This is a genomic window from Pantoea alfalfae, assembly GCF_019880205.1.
Lineage (GTDB): Bacteria > Pseudomonadota > Gammaproteobacteria > Enterobacterales > Enterobacteriaceae > Pantoea > Pantoea alfalfae.
In genome coordinates, this window is record NZ_CP082292.1 from 466,899 (window position 1) to 482,137 (window position 15,239).

Consider the following 15,239-nt stretch of genomic DNA (forward strand, 5'->3'; position numbering starts at 1 on the left):
GTAGCAGATGGCTAAACAACCGGGATTAGATTTTCAAAGTGCCAAAGGTGGCTTTGGTGAGCTGAAACGCAGACTGCTGTTTGTAATCGGCGCACTCATTGTCTTCCGTATTGGCTCTTTTATTCCAATCCCTGGTATTGATGCCACTGTACTTGCCAAACTGCTTGAGCAACAGCGTGGCACCATCATTGAAATGTTTAACATGTTCTCTGGTGGTGCTCTCAGCCGTGCTTCTATTTTCGCACTGGGTATCATGCCGTATATTTCGGCATCGATTATCATCCAGTTATTAACGGTGGTTCATCCGGCGTTAGCGGAAATTAAGAAAGAAGGTGAGGCTGGCCGTCGCAAGATTAGCCAGTACACCCGATACGGTACGTTGGTATTGGCCATATTTCAGTCGATCGGTATTGCTACCGGTCTGCCGAATATGCCAGGGATGCAAGGCCTGGTCATGAATCCAGGCTTTGCTTTCTACTTTACCGCTGTTGTGAGTCTGGTCTCAGGAACAATGTTCCTGATGTGGCTGGGCGAACAGATTACTGAGCGTGGTATCGGTAACGGTATTTCGATCATTATCTTCGCAGGTATTGTTGCGGGTCTTCCGCCGGCCATTGGCCATACCATCGAGCAAGCGCGGCAAGGCGACCTGCACTTCCTTCTGTTGCTGTTGGTTGCAGTACTCGTATTCGCAGTGACCTTCTTTGTTATCTTCGTTGAACGTGGTCAGCGCCGCATTGTGGTGAACTACGCAAAACGTCAGCAGGGTCGTCGCGTTTACGCTGCACAGAGCACACATTTACCGTTGAAAGTGAATATGGCGGGTGTTATTCCAGCCATCTTTGCTTCCAGCATTATTCTGTTCCCGGCAACGATTGCATCGTGGTTTGGGGGCGGTACCGGTTGGAACTGGCTGACAACAATTTCGCTGTATTTGCAGCCAGGACAGCCGCTTTATGTGCTACTCTATGCGACTGCAATCATCTTCTTCTGTTTCTTCTATACGGCGTTGGTTTTCAACCCACGTGAAACAGCAGATAACCTGAAGAAGTCTGGTGCATTCGTACCGGGAATTCGTCCGGGAGAGCAAACGGCGAAGTATATTGATAAAGTGATGACGCGACTGACCTTAATCGGCGCGCTGTATATTACTTTTATCTGCCTTATCCCGGAGTTCATGCGTGATGCGATGAAGGTTCCCTTCTACTTTGGCGGTACTTCACTGCTCATCGTAGTTGTCGTCATCATGGACTTTATGGCTCAAGTGCAAACTCTGATGATGTCTAGTCAGTATGAGTCGGCACTGAAGAAAGCTAACCTGAAAGGCTACGGCCGTTAATTCAGTTGGTTGAGAAGTTACGGAGAGTAAAAATGAAAGTTCGTGCTTCCGTCAAGAGATTATGTCGTAACTGCAAAATCATTCGTCGCGACGGTGTCGTACGTGTGATCTGCAGCGCCGAGCCAAAGCATAAACAGCGCCAAGGCTGATTTTGTCACATATTTTTCTTGCAAAGTCGGGTTGAGCTGGCTAGATTAGCCAGCCAATCTTTTGTATGTCAGTACGTTTCCATTTGAGTATCCTGAAAACGGGCTTTTCAGCATGGGACGTGCTTGTTTAATTATAGGAGTGCATAGTGGCCCGTATAGCAGGCATTAACATTCCTGATCAAAAACATACCGTTATCGCATTAACTTCGATCTTCGGTATTGGTAAAACCCGTTCAAAAGCCATCTGCGCTTCTACGGGTATTGCTGAAAATGTTAAGATCAGTGAGCTGTCTGAAGAACAAATTGATCAGCTGCGTGATGCAGTTGCGAAATTCGTTGTAGAAGGTGATCTGCGCCGTGAAATCACCCTGAGCATCAAGCGTCTTATGGACCTTGGTTGCTACCGTGGTTTGCGCCATCGTCGTGGTCTTCCGGTTCGCGGTCAGCGTACTAAGACCAACGCACGTACCCGTAAGGGTCCGCGTAAACCGATCAAGAAATAATCGGGGTGAGTAAATAATGGCAAAGGCACCAGTTCGTGCACGCAAGCGTGTAAGAAAACAAGTCTCAGATGGCGTGGCTCATGTCCATGCTTCTTTTAACAACACCATCGTTACCATTACTGATCGTCAGGGTAACGCACTGGGTTGGGCAACCGCCGGTGGTTCCGGTTTCCGCGGTTCACGTAAATCCACTCCGTTTGCTGCTCAGGTCGCTGCAGAGCGCTGTGCAGAAGCGGTAAAAGATTACGGAATTAAGAACCTGGAAGTTATGGTAAAGGGTCCGGGTCCAGGTCGCGAATCTACGATTCGTGCTTTGAACGCCGCTGGTTTCCGCATCACTAATATTACTGATGTGACTCCGATCCCTCATAACGGTTGTCGTCCGCCGAAAAAACGTCGCGTATAACGCCCGTTTTTTAGGATAGTTGGAGAAAGAAAATGGCAAGATATTTGGGTCCTAAGCTCAAGCTGAGCCGTCGTGAGGGCACTGACTTATTCCTTAAGTCTGGCGTTCGCGCGATTGATTCCAAGTGTAAGATTGAACAAGCCCCTGGTCAGCATGGTGCGCGTAAACCGCGTCTGTCTGATTACGGCGGTCAGTTACGTGAAAAGCAGAAAGTTCGTCGTATCTACGGCGTGCTGGAGCGTCAGTTCCGTAACTATTATAAAGAAGCAGCTCGTCTGAAAGGCAACACCGGTGAAAACCTGTTGGCTCTGCTGGAAGGTCGTCTGGACAACGTAGTTTATCGTATGGGCTTTGGTGCCACTCGTGCGGAAGCACGTCAGCTGGTAAGCCATAAGTCTGTTCTGGTAAATGGCCGCGTTGTTAACATCGCTTCTTATCAGGTATCTCCGAATGATGTCGTTAGCATCCGTGAGAAAGCCAAAAAGCAATCTCGCGTGAAGGCCGCTCTGGAGCTGGCTGAGCAGCGTGAAAAGCCAACCTGGCTGGAAGTTGATGCGACTAAGATGGAAGGTGTGTTCAAGCGTATTCCTGAACGTACTGATCTGTCTGCGGACATTAACGAACACCTGATCGTCGAGCTTTACTCCAAGTAAAGCTTAGTACCAAAGAGAGGACACAATGCAGGGTTCTGTGACAGAGTTTCTAAAACCGCGCCTGGTAGATATCGAGCAAGTGAGTTCGACGCACGCCAAGGTGACCCTTGAGCCTTTAGAGCGTGGCTTTGGCCATACTCTTGGTAACGCACTGCGCCGTATTCTGCTTTCATCCATGCCGGGTTGCGCGGTGACCGAGGTTGAAATTGATGGTGTACTTCATGAGTACAGCACCAAAGAGGGCGTACAGGAAGATATCCTGGAAATCCTGCTCAACCTGAAAGGGCTGGCGGTAAGAGTTCAGGGTAAAGATGAAGTTATTCTGACCCTGAATAAATCTGGCATTGGCCCTGTGACTGCAGCCGACATTACCCATGATGGTGATGTCGAAATCGTCAAGCCTCAGCATGTCATTTGCCATCTGACCGATGAGAACGCGGCTATCAGCATGCGTATCAAAGTTCAGCGTGGACGTGGCTATGTGCCGGCTTCTGCCCGAATTCATTCGGAAGAAGATGAGCGCCCAATCGGCCGCCTGTTAGTTGACGCTTGCTATAGCCCTGTAGACCGTATCGCCTACAATGTTGAAGCAGCGCGAGTAGAGCAGCGCACCGACCTGGACAAGCTGGTCATCGAAATGGAAACCAACGGCACAATCGATCCTGAAGAGGCGATTCGTCGTGCGGCAACCATTCTGGCAGAACAACTTGAAGCTTTCGTTGACTTACGTGATGTACGTCAGCCGGAAGTTAAAGAAGAGAAACCAGAATTCGATCCGATCCTGCTGCGCCCTGTTGACGATCTGGAATTGACTGTCCGCTCTGCTAACTGCCTTAAGGCAGAAGCTATCCACTACATCGGTGATCTGGTACAGCGTACCGAGGTTGAGCTGCTTAAAACGCCTAACCTTGGTAAAAAATCTCTTACTGAGATTAAAGATGTGCTGGCTTCGCGTGGTCTTTCTCTGGGCATGCGCCTTGAGAACTGGCCGCCAGCAAGCATTGCTGATGAATAATCAGATCACAGGTTAAGGTTTCACTGAGAAGGATAAGGTCATGCGCCATCGTAAGAGTGGTCGTCAACTGAACCGCAACAGCAGCCATCGTCAGGCTATGTTCCGCAACATGGCCGGTTCTCTGGTTCGTCATGAGATCATCAAAACGACTCTGCCGAAAGCCAAAGAACTGCGTCGCGTAGTTGAGCCGCTGATTACTCTTGCCAAGACCGACAGCGTAGCTAATCGTCGTCTGGCATTCGCCCGTACTCGTGATAACGAGATCGTGGCAAAACTGTTTAATGAGCTGGGCCCGCGTTTCGCGAGCCGTGCCGGTGGTTACACTCGTATTCTGAAGTGTGGCTTCCGTGCTGGTGACAACGCTCCGATGGCTTACATCGAGCTGGTTGATCGTCCAGAAGCTCAAGCAGAAGCAGCCGCAGAGTAATCTGTAGCAACGTAAAAAACCCGCTTCGGCGGGTTTTTTATTGCCTGAAATTTACTACCTTAGAACTTACTCTTTTCATGTTCAAAGGAGCTAACTATGTGGCTGGTTGATGAACTTGCTGAACAGCACATCAAAGCGGCGCTGGAAAAAGGCGAGCTGAGTAATCTTCCCGGCTCTGGTAAGCCACTGCAGCTGGATGATGACAGTCATGTTCCGCCTGAGTTAAGAGCGGGCTACCGGTTGCTGAAAAATTCGGGCTTTCTGCCGCCGGAGCTTGAGCTCAGACGTGAAGCCTTGGAAGTTAACGATCTTATTCGCAACCTCGATCCTGCGGATCAACACTATCAGGATCATTGTCATCGGCTTCAGGTGCTGGAGCTAAGATTACGCCAGGCGGGTATCAGTACCGATTTTCTTCATGGCAGTTATTCTACTGCTATTGAGCATCGTTTCCGCGAGGAGGAGTAAATGTTTCGCATCGGTCAGTTAGCTAAGCTTGCAGAGGTGACGCCAGACACCATCCGTTTTTATGAAAAACAGCAGATGATGGATCATGACGGTCGTACGGAAGGGGGATTTCGCCTTTATACCGAGGCCGATCTTCAGCGTCTGAAATTTATTCGCTACGGTCGTAAACTCGGATTTAGCCTTGAAGCCATCAGAGAGCTACTTTCTATAAGGGTCGATCCTGCGCATCATACCTGTCAGGAATCGAAAGCGATCGTTGAAAAACGGCTAAGTGAAGTGGCTCAGATGATCGCAGAATTGGAAACGATGCAACGTTCTCTGCGTCACCTCTCGGACGCGTGTTGTGGTGACAGTCACAGTAGCATTTCGTGCTCAATTCTTGAGGCGCTTGAGCGGGGAGAGGCATTGAGTAAATAAGCATCTTGTTATTTTGCTGCAATGGAATAGAGTATCTGACCATCTCGACAGGAGGCGTTATGAGTAAATATCAGCACACTAAAGGGCAAATTCGCGATAACGCGATTCAGGCTCTGCTGCACGACCCGTTATTTCGACAGCGTATTGAACAGAAGCAAAAGGGTAAGGGCAGTTTTAAGCGGAAAGAGAAACATGGTAAGGGGACGGGATGGGAGGGCAGTGATAAGAAAGCGTCTTATCACTGCCCTTCTACTTTTTCAGTAAAAAAAACGCCGTTGAGGCGGCTTATTCACTATACCCGGGTGTTCTGCTGTTTCAGCAGATCGCGGATTTCAGTCAGTAAAACTTCTTCATTAGACGGTTTAGCAACCGGCTTCTCCACTTCTTTTTTCTTATACAGACGATTCATCAACTTAATCGCCATAAAGATCGCGAAAGCGATAATGACGAAATCAAAGATGGTCTGAAGGAAGATACCGTACTGCATAACAACAGCTGGCGCATCGCCTGTTGCGGGCTTAAGAACCCATGCGAATGATTTGAAATCGACTCCACCGATCAGCAAGCCTAATGGTGGCATGATGATATTAGCGACTAATGATGAAACGATTTTACCGAATGCTGCACCGATGATAACACCCACGGCTAAATCCATTACGTTGCCGCGCATTGCGAAATCACGAAACTCTTTGATTAAACTCATACTTATCTCCTTGCCCAAGCCAACGCCATAAAGTCTAACAAACCTCACTGTTTTTGCCATCAACACAGCCAATTAAGCGGCAGTTTTGCATGCAGCATTCAGAGTTAGCCTGTAAAAGCGGCATTTACAGGAAAAACGGACTCGGCTGGAAGAGGCGTTCCACATCTGACACGAATTTCTTGTCGGTCAGGAACATGATGACATGATCGCCTTGTTCAATACGCAGGTTATCATTGGCAATCATCACATCATCACCACGAACGACTGCGCCAATAATGGTCCCTGGCGGCAGTTTGATGTCATCAATCGAACGACCCACAACGCGTGACGTCGACTCGTCACCGTGCGCTATCGCTTCGATCGCCTCTGCAATACCGCGTCGTAATGATGAAACGCCTACGATATCCGCTTTGCGCACATGACCCAGCAGAGCCGAGATTGTGGCTTGCTGAGGGGAAATAGCGATATCGATGACGCTGCCCTGGACCAGATCGACGTAAGCGCGGCGTTGAATCAGTACCATCACTTTTTTCGCACCCATCTTTTTCGCCAGCATGGCTGACATGATGTTGGCTTCATCATCGTTGGTGACGGCGATAAACAGATCGACCTGCTCAACGTGTTCTTCAGCGAGCAGCTCCTGATCGGACGCATCGCCATAAAACACCACGGTGTCATGCAGATGTTCTGCGAGTTCCGCTGCGCGCTGGGGATTCCGCTCAATCAGCTTAACGCTGTAGTGCTTCTCAAGCCGCTGCGCCAGACCGAAACCGATGTTGCCGCCACCGACCAGCATAATCCGTTTATAAGGTTTCTCCAGCCGCTGCATTTCACTCATCACCGCACGAATGTTCTGGCTGGCAGCGATGAAGAACACTTCATCACCGGCTTCTACGATGGTTGAACCCTGCGGACGAATAGGGCGATCCTGGCGGAATATAGCGGCTACGCGCGTATCAATGTGTGGCATGTGCTCACGCATGATCGAGAGCGGATTTCCCACCAGCGGCCCGCCATAATAGGCTTTTACCACTGCCAGACTGACTTTTCCTTCAGCAAAGTTAACCACCTGCAATGCGCCAGGATACTGAATCAGACGGTAAATGTTGTCGATGACCAACTGCTCAGGGGAGATCAGATGATCGATAGGCACTGCTTCAGGTATAAACAACTTGTCTGCATCACGCAGATAGTCGGCCGCACGGATACGGGCGATGCGATTCGGCGTATTGAAAAGCGAATAAGCAATTTGGCAGGCGATCATGTTGGTTTCATCCGAGTTGGTTACAGCAACCAGCATGTCGGCATCTTCTGCACCCGCCTCACGCAAAATTCTCGGATGGGAACCATGACCCTGAACCACGCGCAGATCGAATTTGTCCTGCAGATGACGCAGGCGCGAAGAGTCAGTATCGACAACCGTGATGTCGTTGTTCTCACCTACCAGATTTTCTGCCAGGGTTCCGCCAACCTGTCCTGCACCCAGAATGATTATTTTCATCGCTTATCAATACTCATCTCAGTTTGTACCCGATTTCTTTATCAGCTTAGCGTAGAAGAAACCATCTCCGCCCTCGGCTTCCGGGAATACCTGCAACCCGTTAGCGGACGCATCCCACAACGGTTCCGCCTGGGCGTCGTGCTGGCGTTGCAGGAAAGCGTCTATCTGCTGATGATTCTCTTCTGGCAGGATAGAGCAGGTCGCATAAATCAGCGTACCGCCGGGTTTAAGGTGTGGCCAGATAGCATCAAGAATTTCGCTCTGAAGCTTTGCCAGCTCAGCGATATCACGATCGCGACGCAGCCACTTAATGTCGGGATGGCGTCGGATAACACCGGTTGCAGAGCAGGGCGCATCCAGCAGAATCCGGTCAAACTGACGATTACCGCACCACTGCTGCGGCGTCCGTCCATCACCCTGTTTAATGTCTGCTTTCATGCCCAGTCGCTGCAGATTCTCCTCCACGCGTTTAAGGCGTTGCGCATCCACGTCGACGGCCATTACATGGGCTTCCGGCGCGATTTCAAGGATGTGGGTCGTTTTGCCGCCGGGAGCCGCGCATAAATCCAGGATCTGTTCGCCGTTTTGCGGTTCAAGCAGTAACGCACAGCGCTGAGCGGACAAATCCTGCACGGTTACCCAACCCCGATCAAACCCAGGTAACTGACTGACGGGGGCAGGGGCGTCAAGCCGCAGCGCATCCGGCACGTCGTCAGCCGGTTGTGCATTCCTGCCACTTTCAACCAGCTTGTGCAGCCACGCGTCACGATCCTGGTGCTGACGGTTAATCCGCAGCCACATCGGCGGACGCAGATTATTGGCTTCCACAATCTGTTGCCACTGTTCCGGCCAGACATGCTGCAATCGCTTTAGCAGCCATCCCGGATGCAGATAACGCTGTGGGCCATCCTGAATGCTGGCGAGCAGCTCTTCCCGCTGGCGCTGAAACTGGCGTAATACACCATTTAATAAGCCTTTCAGGCTGGTACGCTTCAGGACTTCGGCGCCCGCGACGGTTTCTGCCAGTGCGGCATGGGCAGGTACGCGGGTATATTCCAGCTGATAAAGACCGACCATAATCAGATAGTGCAGAACCCGCTGTTTGCCTGTCAGTGGACGCTCCATCAGTTTGCCGATTAGCGCTTCCAGCTGCGGCAATGTGCGCAATACGCCAAAACAGATTTCCTGCACTAACGCGCTATCTTTGTCAGAGAGTTTTTTCTGGGCGGCGGGGAGTGCCGTATTCAGGGATTCGCCCTTGTCGACAACGCGCTCAATAAGTTGAGCGGAGAGGCTACGCAGGTTGATTGATTTAGTCATAAGGTTTTGTCATCAAACAAAAGGCCCGGTGAGTGACCGGGCCTGAGAGTCAGTCCAGAAGGGTTCCAGGTTCAAACCATTCCCGGCGCGAGTTGAGAAGATCCTGAGCCGACATCGGTTTTTTACCGGCGGGCTGTAACTGCAGCAGATTAAGTACACCCTGAGCCGTCGCTACCTGTATGCCATGCTTATCCGCACTGATTATTTCACCCAGCGAACGATCGCAGTGAGGCAGGACACTTGCCTGCCAGACTTTTACGGGTTGATCATCAATGGTGAAAAAGCTCATCGGCCACGGGTTAAACGCGCGAATACAGCGTTCGAGCTGTTCTGCTGAGAGTGTCCAGTCAAGACGCGCCTCCTCTTTACTAAGCTTCTCAGCATAGTTGGCCAGAGTCTCATCCTGTTTTTCAGGTGAAGCCTGCTGTGTGCTCAGTAAGGTCAGCGTATCCAGCAGCCCCTGTGGACCAAGCTGCGCGAGCTTGTCATAGAGCGTTGCACTGGTATCGTGGGCAGTAATCGGACAAGCGAGCTTATGCAGCATATCGCCAGTATCCAGACCGACGTCCATCTGCATAATGGTCACGCCGGTTTCACTGTCGCCAGCCCACAGAGCGCGCTGAATAGGCGCGGCTCCGCGCCAGCGCGGCAGCAGCGAACCATGAACGTTGATACAGCCGAGACGTGGCATATCCAGCACGGCCTTGGGCAGAATCAATCCGTAGGCCACAACTACCATCACATCTGCCTTCAGATCAGCGACCAGTCGCTGATTTTCTTCAGGTCGCAGAGACTTCGGCTGATAAACCGGAATGTCATGTGACAGCGCCAGCGTTTTGACCGGGCCTGGGGTGAGTTTGTTACCGCGACCCGCAGGACGATCAGGTTGGGTGAATACGCCGATAACCTGATGTTCAGAAGCAAGCAGCGCGTCAAGATGACGCGCTGCGAAGTCAGGTGTGCCGGCAAAGATGATTTTTAGCGGGGCAGACACGTTTATCCCTTCTTAAGCTCTCAGGAAGCCTGCGCGTTCTGACGCGCCAGTTTCTCTAATTTAGTTTTGATTCGTTGCCGCTTCAGAGGCGACAGATAATCAATAAACAGTTTGCCTTCCAGATGATCAATCTCATGCTGGATGCAGATGGCCAGTAACTCGCTGGCTTCCAGCTCGAAACTTTTACCGTCACGATCAAGGGCGCGAACCTTTACCCGCTCGGCACGTGGAACAAATGCGCGCTGTTCCGGAATAGAGAGGCAACCCTCTTCAATACCGGTTTCGCCGCTTTTTTCCAGCAGCTCAGGGTTGATCAGGACTAAACGCTCTTCACGACTTTCAGAGACATCAATCACGATAATGCGCTGATGAATATCGACCTGCGTAGCCGCAAGACCTATACCTTCTTCGGCATACATCGTCTCGAACATATCATCAACGATACGCTGAATGTCTGCGTTAACTTCTTTAACGGGCGCGGCGACTTTGCGAAGACGCTCGTCAGGGAAATGTAATACCTGCAAAACTGACATAAATATCCAGATCTGTATTCGGTTAAGAAAAGATTACTGCCTCATATTGTAGACTTTTCGAGGCCTGATTGACAGCATTGTGCGGCAGGAAGCAAGGGCGATCAGGGAGCAGGAGATGGACAAAATAGGGCAGTATGTGCGGCTGGCTGCCGTCACCGGAATGACAGGGAAACGCTGGGTTGACGTGGCGCAGCAGACAGGTGCCGGACCGGCAGACGATGAGCAGCTTATCCGGCTTGGGTTAGACGCCAGCCAGCGGCAGCAATATTATGAATTTAATGAAAAAAATATTGAGCAAGTCTGTTCCTGGCTGGCGCAGAGTCCGGCTCATCATCTGATTACCGCTCTGGATGCAGCTTATCCAGCCCGTCTTAAAGAAACCAATCGTTTTCCGCCCCTGCTCTATATTGATGGCGATCCTGCCGTTATCACTACACCACAGTTAGCCATTGTGGGGAGCCGAAACAGCTCCCACTATGGTCGTTACTGGTGTGACTGGTTTACCCAGCATTTAAGCGCGGGCGGATTGACTATCACCAGCGGACTGGCGCGGGGTATTGATGGCGTTGCACATCAGGCCGCACTCAACGTGGGCGGTAAAACGGTGGCAGTGTTAGGAAGCGGATTGCAGCGTCTCTATCCCAAAAACCATACAGGCCTTGCCGCCGAGATCGTCGAGCAGGGCGGTGCTATCGTTTCTGAGTTTCCACTGACGACCATACCGCATCCCCTTAATTTTCCACGCCGCAATCGTATCATTAGCGGCCTGAGCCACGGTGTGCTGGTGGTAGAAGCCTCGCTGAAAAGTGGCTCACTGGTGACGGCCCGTTATGCGCTGGAGCAAAATCGCAATGTCTATGCTTTACCTGGCGCACTCGGCAACCCGTTAAGCGAAGGCGTAAACTGGCTGATTCAGCAGGGCGCGCTGCTGGTGGCTCATCCCAATAACATCGTAGAAGATCTGGCAAATGCACTTAACTGGCTACCTGTGGCTCAGGCGGATGAAATTTATTCTGAGGTGAGGGACGATGCTCCATTGCCATTTGCTGATGTGTTGGCTAACGTAGGAGATGATGTTACACCTGTTGACGTTGTCGCTGAACGTGCCGGCCAATCTGTGCCAGTTATCTCAGCTCAGTTGCTGGAACTGGAGTTAGCAGGATGGATCGCAGCTGTACCCGGCGGCTATGTCCGATTGAGGAGGGCATGCCATGTTCGACGTACTGATGTACTTGTTTGAAACATATATCCACAACGAAGCAGAAATGGGTGTTGATCAGGACAGATTGACAGACGACCTGACGGATGCCGGGTTCCATCGTGAAGATGTTTACAGTGCGCTGAACTGGTTAGAAAGACTGGCTGACTATCAGGAAGGACTGGTAGAACCAATTTTACTGACAAATGATCCGCTCTCCATGCGTATTTATACCGATGAAGAGAGCAAACGTTTAGATGCTGACAGCCGTGGTTTCCTGCTGTTCCTGGAGCAGATTCAGGTGCTGAACCTGGAAACCCGTGAAATGGTCATCGAACGTATCATGGCGCTGGATACCTCTGAGTTTGACCTTGAGGATCTCAAATGGGTGGTGCTGATGGTGTTGTTCAACATCCCGGGATGTGAAAATGCCTATCAGCAGATGGAAGAACTGCTATTCGACGCCAATGAAGGTATGCTGCATTAAATTTCCTTTCATGCATTGATCGCTATGAGTAAAGCTGCACTCTTCACCGTGCGTAAACAGGATCCCTGCCCCGCTTGCGGGGCAGAACTGGTTATCCGCTCCGGTAAACACGGTCCTTTTCTGGGCTGCACGAACTACCCGGCTTGTGACTACATCCGACCTTTAAAAGGTCAGGCCGATGGCCATGTGGTCAAAGTGCTGCAAGGCCATGCCTGTCCTGAATGCGGTGCGGATAAAGTGTTGCGGCAGGGGCGTTTTGGCATGTTCATCGGCTGCAGCCTCTATCCGGAATGCGGATACACAGAAACCATCGATAAGCCGGATGAAACCTCGCTGGCCTGCCCACAGTGCCATGAAGGCCGGTTAGTTCAGCGGCGTTCCCGTTATGGCAAAACGTTTCACTCCTGCGATCGTTATCCGGCCTGTCAGTTTGTCGTCAATCTGACACCCGTTGCCGGAATCTGTCCTTATTGTGAGTATCCGCTGTTAGTTGAGAAAAAGACGGCTCAGGGCGTTAAGCGCTTCTGCGCCAGTAAGAGTTGTGGCAAAGCCATCGCTGAAGAGAATTCATAGACCATGGAAAATCAACACCTCGCCGATTCACTTGAGACCTGTTTAGAGCATCTGAATCGTCAGGCGGTCATCGCCTATCCTACGGAAGCCGTATTTGGTCTGGGCTGTGACCCTGACAGTGAATCTGCCGTTATGGCCCTGCTGGCACTCAAACAGCGCCCGGTAGAGAAGGGGCTCATCCTCATTGCGGCTGATTACAGTCAGCTTGAGCCTTACATCTCGGCGCGCGAACTTTCTGTAATCCAGCGGGAGCGGATGTTTGCCCGCTGGCCCGGCCCGGTGACTTTTGTCGTACCGGTACCGCCACAAACGCCTCGCTGGCTTACCGGACAGTTTGATTCACTGGCCATTCGCGTCAGTGATCATCCGGATGTTCAGGCGCTATGCCGCGCGTTTGGCAAACCGCTGGTCTCGACCAGCGCAAATCTGTCAGGCCTCCCTCCCTGCCGCACAGCAGAAGAAGTGAAGCAGCAGTTTGGTGAGCCGTTCCCGGTTCTGGCGGGTAAAACGGGTGGACGACTCAATCCTTCTGAAATCCGCGATGTCATCAGCGGCGAACTTATACGTCAGGGTTAATTTATGGATCACTTCGCCGTTTTCGGTAATCCGATCAGCCACAGTAAATCGCCGCTAATCCATCAGGCTTTTGCTGAGCAGACGGGCATTGAACATTGCTATGGTCGCATCTGTGCCCCGGTTGATGGTTTTCCTCAATCGCTTTCTGCTTTTTTCGAGCAGGGAGGTCGTGGTGCCAACGTGACGTTACCTTTCAAACAGCAGGCATGGGAATTTGCCGATCAGCTCAGCGAACGTGCAGCTCTGTCCGGTGCGGTAAACACCGTCAAAAAGCTCAGTGATGGGCAAATCCTGGGAGACAACACGGATGGTATCGGCTTGTTAAGCGATCTTGAACGGCTAAATATGATCAACGCTGGCGATAATGTCTTGCTGGTGGGAGCGGGCGGGGCCGCTCGCGGTGTCATTCTGCCGCTGCTTTCAGCAGGCGTGACGCTTACCGTCGTCAATCGTACAGCCGCGCGCGCTGAAGAGCTGGCGAACCTGTTTAGCGCGAGCGGGAGTATCCGGGCATCTGGTTTTGAGCAACTGACGGATCAGCGCTTTAATCTGATCATCAACGCCACGTCAAGTGGTGTGAATGGAGAAACGCCTCCTTTACCTGCAGAAGTAATCCATTCAGATGTGCGCTGTTATGACATGTTTTACCAAAGCGGGCTAACGCCTTTTTTATGCGGGTGTCAGGCGCAGGGGACTCATCATCTGGCCGATGGACTGGGGATGCTGGTGGGGCAGGCTGCGCATTCCTTCTATCTATGGCACGGTGTGATGCCGGAAATCACGCCGGTGATTGCTCAGCTTAAGCAGAACATGCAGCCATGAATCAGGCGATACAGTTCCCGGATGAGGAAACCTATGACGCTGAACTAAACGCAGTCTGTTTTCCAGTACTGGTCAATGGCATGCGGCTGAATTGTGCAATCAGCCGCGATTCGCTGGCTTCACGTTTTGGTAAAGGGGAGGCGATGGCGCTGTTTCGGCACCATCGTTGGGATCTGGAAGATGAGGCCGAAGCGGCTGTTCGTCAGGATAACGTGGATGCTCAGGGCTGGGTCTGGCTATCTCCCGCCAGATAATCCTCTTTCCAGCCAACATAGTTATTGGCGGAATAGCGCAGACCTTCCTTCTCACTGTCATTCAGCGGCCTGACCTGCTTTACCGGGCTACCCAGATAGAGATAGCCGCTCTCCAGTCTTTTACCGGGCGGCACCAGGCTTCCGGCACCAATCATCACCTCTTCTTCTACTATTACGCCATCCAGCAGAATCGATCCCATTCCGACCAGCACGCGATCGCCAATGGTACAGCCGTGTAGCATCGCTTTATGCCCGACGGTGACGTCCTCGCCAATAATAAGAGGAAAGCCCAGCGGGTTGGCGGCTGATTTATGTGTGACGTGCAGAACACTGCCGTCCTGCACATTAGTACGGGCACCAATGCGGACCTGATTCACATCACCCCTGATCGCAACCAGCGGCCAGATGCTCACATCATCCTCCATAATCACATCACCGACGACAACACTGCTTGGATCGACCATCACGCGCTGGCCAGTTTGCGGGAAAAGATCTTTATAGGGACGTAGGGCGGAAGTCATCTTGTTCTCCTTTGTTCTGTTTTCACTGCAGCCTGATGCCATTTTAGCCAGCTGACAAGCCAATTCTGACCCGGATCGCTGGCGATCTCATCAATCTGGATCATTTATAACCGTTCAGATAAAAGATCCTAAAAAAGGGTTGTGCTCTGAAACGGGATCCCTATAATGCGCCTCCATCGACACGGCACACCGGCAACGGGAAACGGGTTGAAGGTTCAGGAGACTGACCCGCCGGAGAAAACTTCTGAAATAGAGGTTGACTCTGCAGGAGGAAAGCGTAATATACGCCACCTCGCGACAGGACGCTAACGCACTGTTCGCACTGCTCTTTAACAATTTATCAGACAATCTGTGTGGGCACTCGCAGGATTGATATCAGC

At 51.5% G+C, this 15,239-nt stretch carries 21 protein-coding genes and 1 pseudogene; 16 read left to right on the forward strand and 6 right to left on the reverse strand.

Annotated features, from left to right (window positions below; translation table 11 throughout):
- Window positions 1–7 precede the first annotated feature (7 nt).
- From secY to arfA, 10 genes and pseudogenes are all read left to right on the forward strand, one after another.
- Window positions 8–1,339: a preprotein translocase subunit SecY gene (gene secY / locus K6R05_RS02245; RefSeq protein WP_003850175.1), complete on the forward strand. Its 1,332-nt coding sequence runs from the start codon at window positions 8–10 to the stop codon at window positions 1,337–1,339.
- A 32-nt stretch (window positions 1,340–1,371) separates the two neighbouring features.
- The gene (gene rpmJ, locus K6R05_RS02250; RefSeq protein WP_010252805.1) at window positions 1,372–1,488 is read left to right on the forward strand and encodes a 50S ribosomal protein L36; all 117 of its coding nucleotides are present in this window, start codon (window positions 1,372–1,374) and stop codon (window positions 1,486–1,488) included.
- Between the two features lie 146 nt (window positions 1,489–1,634).
- A complete protein-coding gene (rpsM, locus tag K6R05_RS02255) occupies window positions 1,635–1,991 on the forward strand; it encodes a 30S ribosomal protein S13 (RefSeq protein ID WP_003850176.1) in 357 nt (118 codons plus the stop codon).
- 16 nt (window positions 1,992–2,007) lie between these two features.
- Entirely contained in the window at window positions 2,008–2,397 is a 390-nt protein-coding gene (gene rpsK, locus K6R05_RS02260) for a 30S ribosomal protein S11 (protein ID WP_004160563.1), read from the forward strand.
- Window positions 2,398–2,429: 32 nt separating this feature from the next.
- Entirely contained in the window at window positions 2,430–3,050 is a 621-nt protein-coding gene (rpsD, locus tag K6R05_RS02265; RefSeq protein WP_008927131.1) for a 30S ribosomal protein S4, read from the forward strand.
- Window positions 3,051–3,075: 25 nt separating this feature from the next.
- Window positions 3,076–4,065, forward strand: a complete 990-nt coding sequence (locus K6R05_RS02270; RefSeq protein ID WP_003850179.1) for a DNA-directed RNA polymerase subunit alpha — start codon at window positions 3,076–3,078, stop codon at window positions 4,063–4,065.
- A 40-nt stretch (window positions 4,066–4,105) separates the two neighbouring features.
- On the forward strand, window positions 4,106–4,492 hold the full coding sequence (gene rplQ, locus K6R05_RS02275; protein WP_003850180.1) for a 50S ribosomal protein L17: 387 nt from the start codon (window positions 4,106–4,108) through the stop codon (window positions 4,490–4,492).
- Window positions 4,493–4,588: 96 nt separating this feature from the next.
- A complete protein-coding gene (locus K6R05_RS02280) occupies window positions 4,589–4,960 on the forward strand; it encodes a DnaJ family domain-containing protein (protein WP_222924925.1) in 372 nt (123 codons plus the stop codon).
- Window positions 4,961–5,377, forward strand: a complete 417-nt coding sequence (gene zntR, locus K6R05_RS02285; RefSeq protein WP_161736567.1) for a Zn(2+)-responsive transcriptional regulator — start codon at window positions 4,961–4,963, stop codon at window positions 5,375–5,377.
- A 59-nt stretch (window positions 5,378–5,436) separates the two neighbouring features.
- Window positions 5,437–5,511 (forward strand): annotated as a pseudogene (gene arfA, locus K6R05_RS22355) (alternative ribosome rescue factor ArfA); the annotation flags it as partial.
- 158 nt (window positions 5,512–5,669) lie between these two features.
- On the opposite strand, the gene mscL reads toward arfA, so the two are convergent.
- From mscL to def, 5 genes are all read right to left on the reverse strand, one after another.
- Window positions 5,670–6,080 carry a large-conductance mechanosensitive channel protein MscL gene (gene mscL, locus K6R05_RS02295; protein ID WP_033734108.1) on the reverse strand — a complete coding sequence of 137 codons (411 nt, stop codon included), beginning with the start codon at window positions 6,078–6,080 and terminating at the stop codon, window positions 5,670–5,672.
- A 124-nt stretch (window positions 6,081–6,204) separates the two neighbouring features.
- A complete protein-coding gene (gene trkA / locus K6R05_RS02300) occupies window positions 6,205–7,581 on the reverse strand; it encodes a Trk system potassium transporter TrkA (RefSeq protein ID WP_013359233.1) in 1,377 nt (458 codons plus the stop codon).
- An 18-nt stretch (window positions 7,582–7,599) separates the two neighbouring features.
- Window positions 7,600–8,901, reverse strand: coding sequence for a 16S rRNA (cytosine(967)-C(5))-methyltransferase RsmB (rsmB, locus tag K6R05_RS02305; protein ID WP_222924926.1), 1,302 nt, complete (start codon window positions 8,899–8,901; stop codon window positions 7,600–7,602).
- A 49-nt stretch (window positions 8,902–8,950) separates the two neighbouring features.
- Window positions 8,951–9,895, reverse strand: a complete 945-nt coding sequence (fmt, locus tag K6R05_RS02310; protein WP_161736877.1) for a methionyl-tRNA formyltransferase — start codon at window positions 9,893–9,895, stop codon at window positions 8,951–8,953.
- Window positions 9,896–9,915: 20 nt separating this feature from the next.
- On the reverse strand, window positions 9,916–10,428 hold the full coding sequence (def, locus tag K6R05_RS02315; RefSeq protein ID WP_013359230.1) for a peptide deformylase: 513 nt from the start codon (window positions 10,426–10,428) through the stop codon (window positions 9,916–9,918).
- Between the two features lie 115 nt (window positions 10,429–10,543).
- Here def and dprA point away from each other — a divergent pair, with 115 nt between their 5' ends.
- Genes dprA through K6R05_RS02345 form a run of 6 tightly spaced genes read left to right on the forward strand, consistent with a single transcriptional unit; the run spans window position 10,544 to window position 14,338 of the window.
- The gene (gene dprA, locus K6R05_RS02320; RefSeq protein ID WP_222924927.1) at window positions 10,544–11,668 is read left to right on the forward strand and encodes a DNA-protecting protein DprA; all 1,125 of its coding nucleotides are present in this window, start codon (window positions 10,544–10,546) and stop codon (window positions 11,666–11,668) included.
- The gene (smg, locus tag K6R05_RS02325) at window positions 11,640–12,113 is read left to right on the forward strand and encodes a DUF494 family protein Smg (protein ID WP_013359228.1); all 474 of its coding nucleotides are present in this window, start codon (window positions 11,640–11,642) and stop codon (window positions 12,111–12,113) included. Before dprA ends, smg begins: the two co-directional genes overlap by 29 nt.
- A 24-nt stretch (window positions 12,114–12,137) precedes the next feature.
- The gene (locus K6R05_RS02330) at window positions 12,138–12,686 is read left to right on the forward strand and encodes a DNA topoisomerase family protein (RefSeq protein WP_161736879.1); all 549 of its coding nucleotides are present in this window, start codon (window positions 12,138–12,140) and stop codon (window positions 12,684–12,686) included.
- Window positions 12,687–12,689: 3 nt separating this feature from the next.
- Window positions 12,690–13,262 (forward strand): L-threonylcarbamoyladenylate synthase type 1 TsaC, encoded by a 573-nt coding sequence (gene tsaC, locus K6R05_RS02335; protein ID WP_161736880.1) that lies wholly within the window; start codon window positions 12,690–12,692, stop codon window positions 13,260–13,262.
- A 3-nt stretch (window positions 13,263–13,265) separates the two neighbouring features.
- Entirely contained in the window at window positions 13,266–14,084 is an 819-nt protein-coding gene (gene aroE, locus K6R05_RS02340) for a shikimate dehydrogenase (RefSeq protein WP_222924928.1), read from the forward strand.
- Window positions 14,081–14,338, forward strand: a complete 258-nt coding sequence (locus K6R05_RS02345) for a DUF1488 family protein (protein WP_161736882.1) — start codon at window positions 14,081–14,083, stop codon at window positions 14,336–14,338. The genes aroE and K6R05_RS02345 overlap by 4 nt, the downstream gene beginning before the upstream one ends.
- Here the strand turns inward: K6R05_RS02345 and K6R05_RS02350 are convergent.
- Window positions 14,305–14,859 (reverse strand): gamma carbonic anhydrase family protein, encoded by a 555-nt coding sequence (locus K6R05_RS02350; protein WP_222924929.1) that lies wholly within the window; start codon window positions 14,857–14,859, stop codon window positions 14,305–14,307. The genes K6R05_RS02345 and K6R05_RS02350 overlap by 34 nt on opposite strands.
- Window positions 14,860–15,239: the final 380 nt, after the last annotated feature.

What these genes read in the sequence shown, in the direction of transcription:
- zntR (WP_161736567.1), top strand. Translation starts at nt 4,961, where the DNA reads ATGTTTCGCATCGGTCAGTTAGCTAAGCTTGCAGAGGTGACGCCAGAC.
- tsaC (WP_161736880.1), top strand. Translation starts at nt 12,690, where the DNA reads ATGGAAAATCAACACCTCGCCGATTCACTTGAGACCTGTTTAGAGCAT.
- rplQ (WP_003850180.1), top strand. Translation starts at nt 4,106, where the DNA reads ATGCGCCATCGTAAGAGTGGTCGTCAACTGAACCGCAACAGCAGCCAT.
- smg (WP_013359228.1), top strand. Translation starts at nt 11,640, where the DNA reads ATGTTCGACGTACTGATGTACTTGTTTGAAACATATATCCACAACGAA.
- rpsK (WP_004160563.1), top strand. Translation starts at nt 2,008, where the DNA reads ATGGCAAAGGCACCAGTTCGTGCACGCAAGCGTGTAAGAAAACAAGTC.
- K6R05_RS02280 (WP_222924925.1), top strand. Translation starts at nt 4,589, where the DNA reads ATGTGGCTGGTTGATGAACTTGCTGAACAGCACATCAAAGCGGCGCTG.
- def (WP_013359230.1), bottom strand. Translation starts at nt 10,428, where the DNA reads ATGTCAGTTTTGCAGGTATTACATTTCCCTGACGAGCGTCTTCGCAAA.
- K6R05_RS02270 (WP_003850179.1), top strand. Translation starts at nt 3,076, where the DNA reads ATGCAGGGTTCTGTGACAGAGTTTCTAAAACCGCGCCTGGTAGATATC.
- K6R05_RS02350 (WP_222924929.1), bottom strand. Translation starts at nt 14,859, where the DNA reads ATGACTTCCGCCCTACGTCCCTATAAAGATCTTTTCCCGCAAACTGGC.
- secY (WP_003850175.1), top strand. Translation starts at nt 8, where the DNA reads ATGGCTAAACAACCGGGATTAGATTTTCAAAGTGCCAAAGGTGGCTTT.
- mscL (WP_033734108.1), bottom strand. Translation starts at nt 6,080, where the DNA reads ATGAGTTTAATCAAAGAGTTTCGTGATTTCGCAATGCGCGGCAACGTA.
- aroE (WP_222924928.1), top strand. Translation starts at nt 13,266, where the DNA reads ATGGATCACTTCGCCGTTTTCGGTAATCCGATCAGCCACAGTAAATCG.
- rsmB (WP_222924926.1), bottom strand. Translation starts at nt 8,901, where the DNA reads ATGACTAAATCAATCAACCTGCGTAGCCTCTCCGCTCAACTTATTGAG.
- K6R05_RS02345 (WP_161736882.1), top strand. Translation starts at nt 14,081, where the DNA reads ATGAATCAGGCGATACAGTTCCCGGATGAGGAAACCTATGACGCTGAA.
- trkA (WP_013359233.1), bottom strand. Translation starts at nt 7,581, where the DNA reads ATGAAAATAATCATTCTGGGTGCAGGACAGGTTGGCGGAACCCTGGCA.
- rpmJ (WP_010252805.1), top strand. Translation starts at nt 1,372, where the DNA reads ATGAAAGTTCGTGCTTCCGTCAAGAGATTATGTCGTAACTGCAAAATC.
- dprA (WP_222924927.1), top strand. Translation starts at nt 10,544, where the DNA reads ATGGACAAAATAGGGCAGTATGTGCGGCTGGCTGCCGTCACCGGAATG.
- rpsD (WP_008927131.1), top strand. Translation starts at nt 2,430, where the DNA reads ATGGCAAGATATTTGGGTCCTAAGCTCAAGCTGAGCCGTCGTGAGGGC.
- K6R05_RS02330 (WP_161736879.1), top strand. Translation starts at nt 12,138, where the DNA reads ATGAGTAAAGCTGCACTCTTCACCGTGCGTAAACAGGATCCCTGCCCC.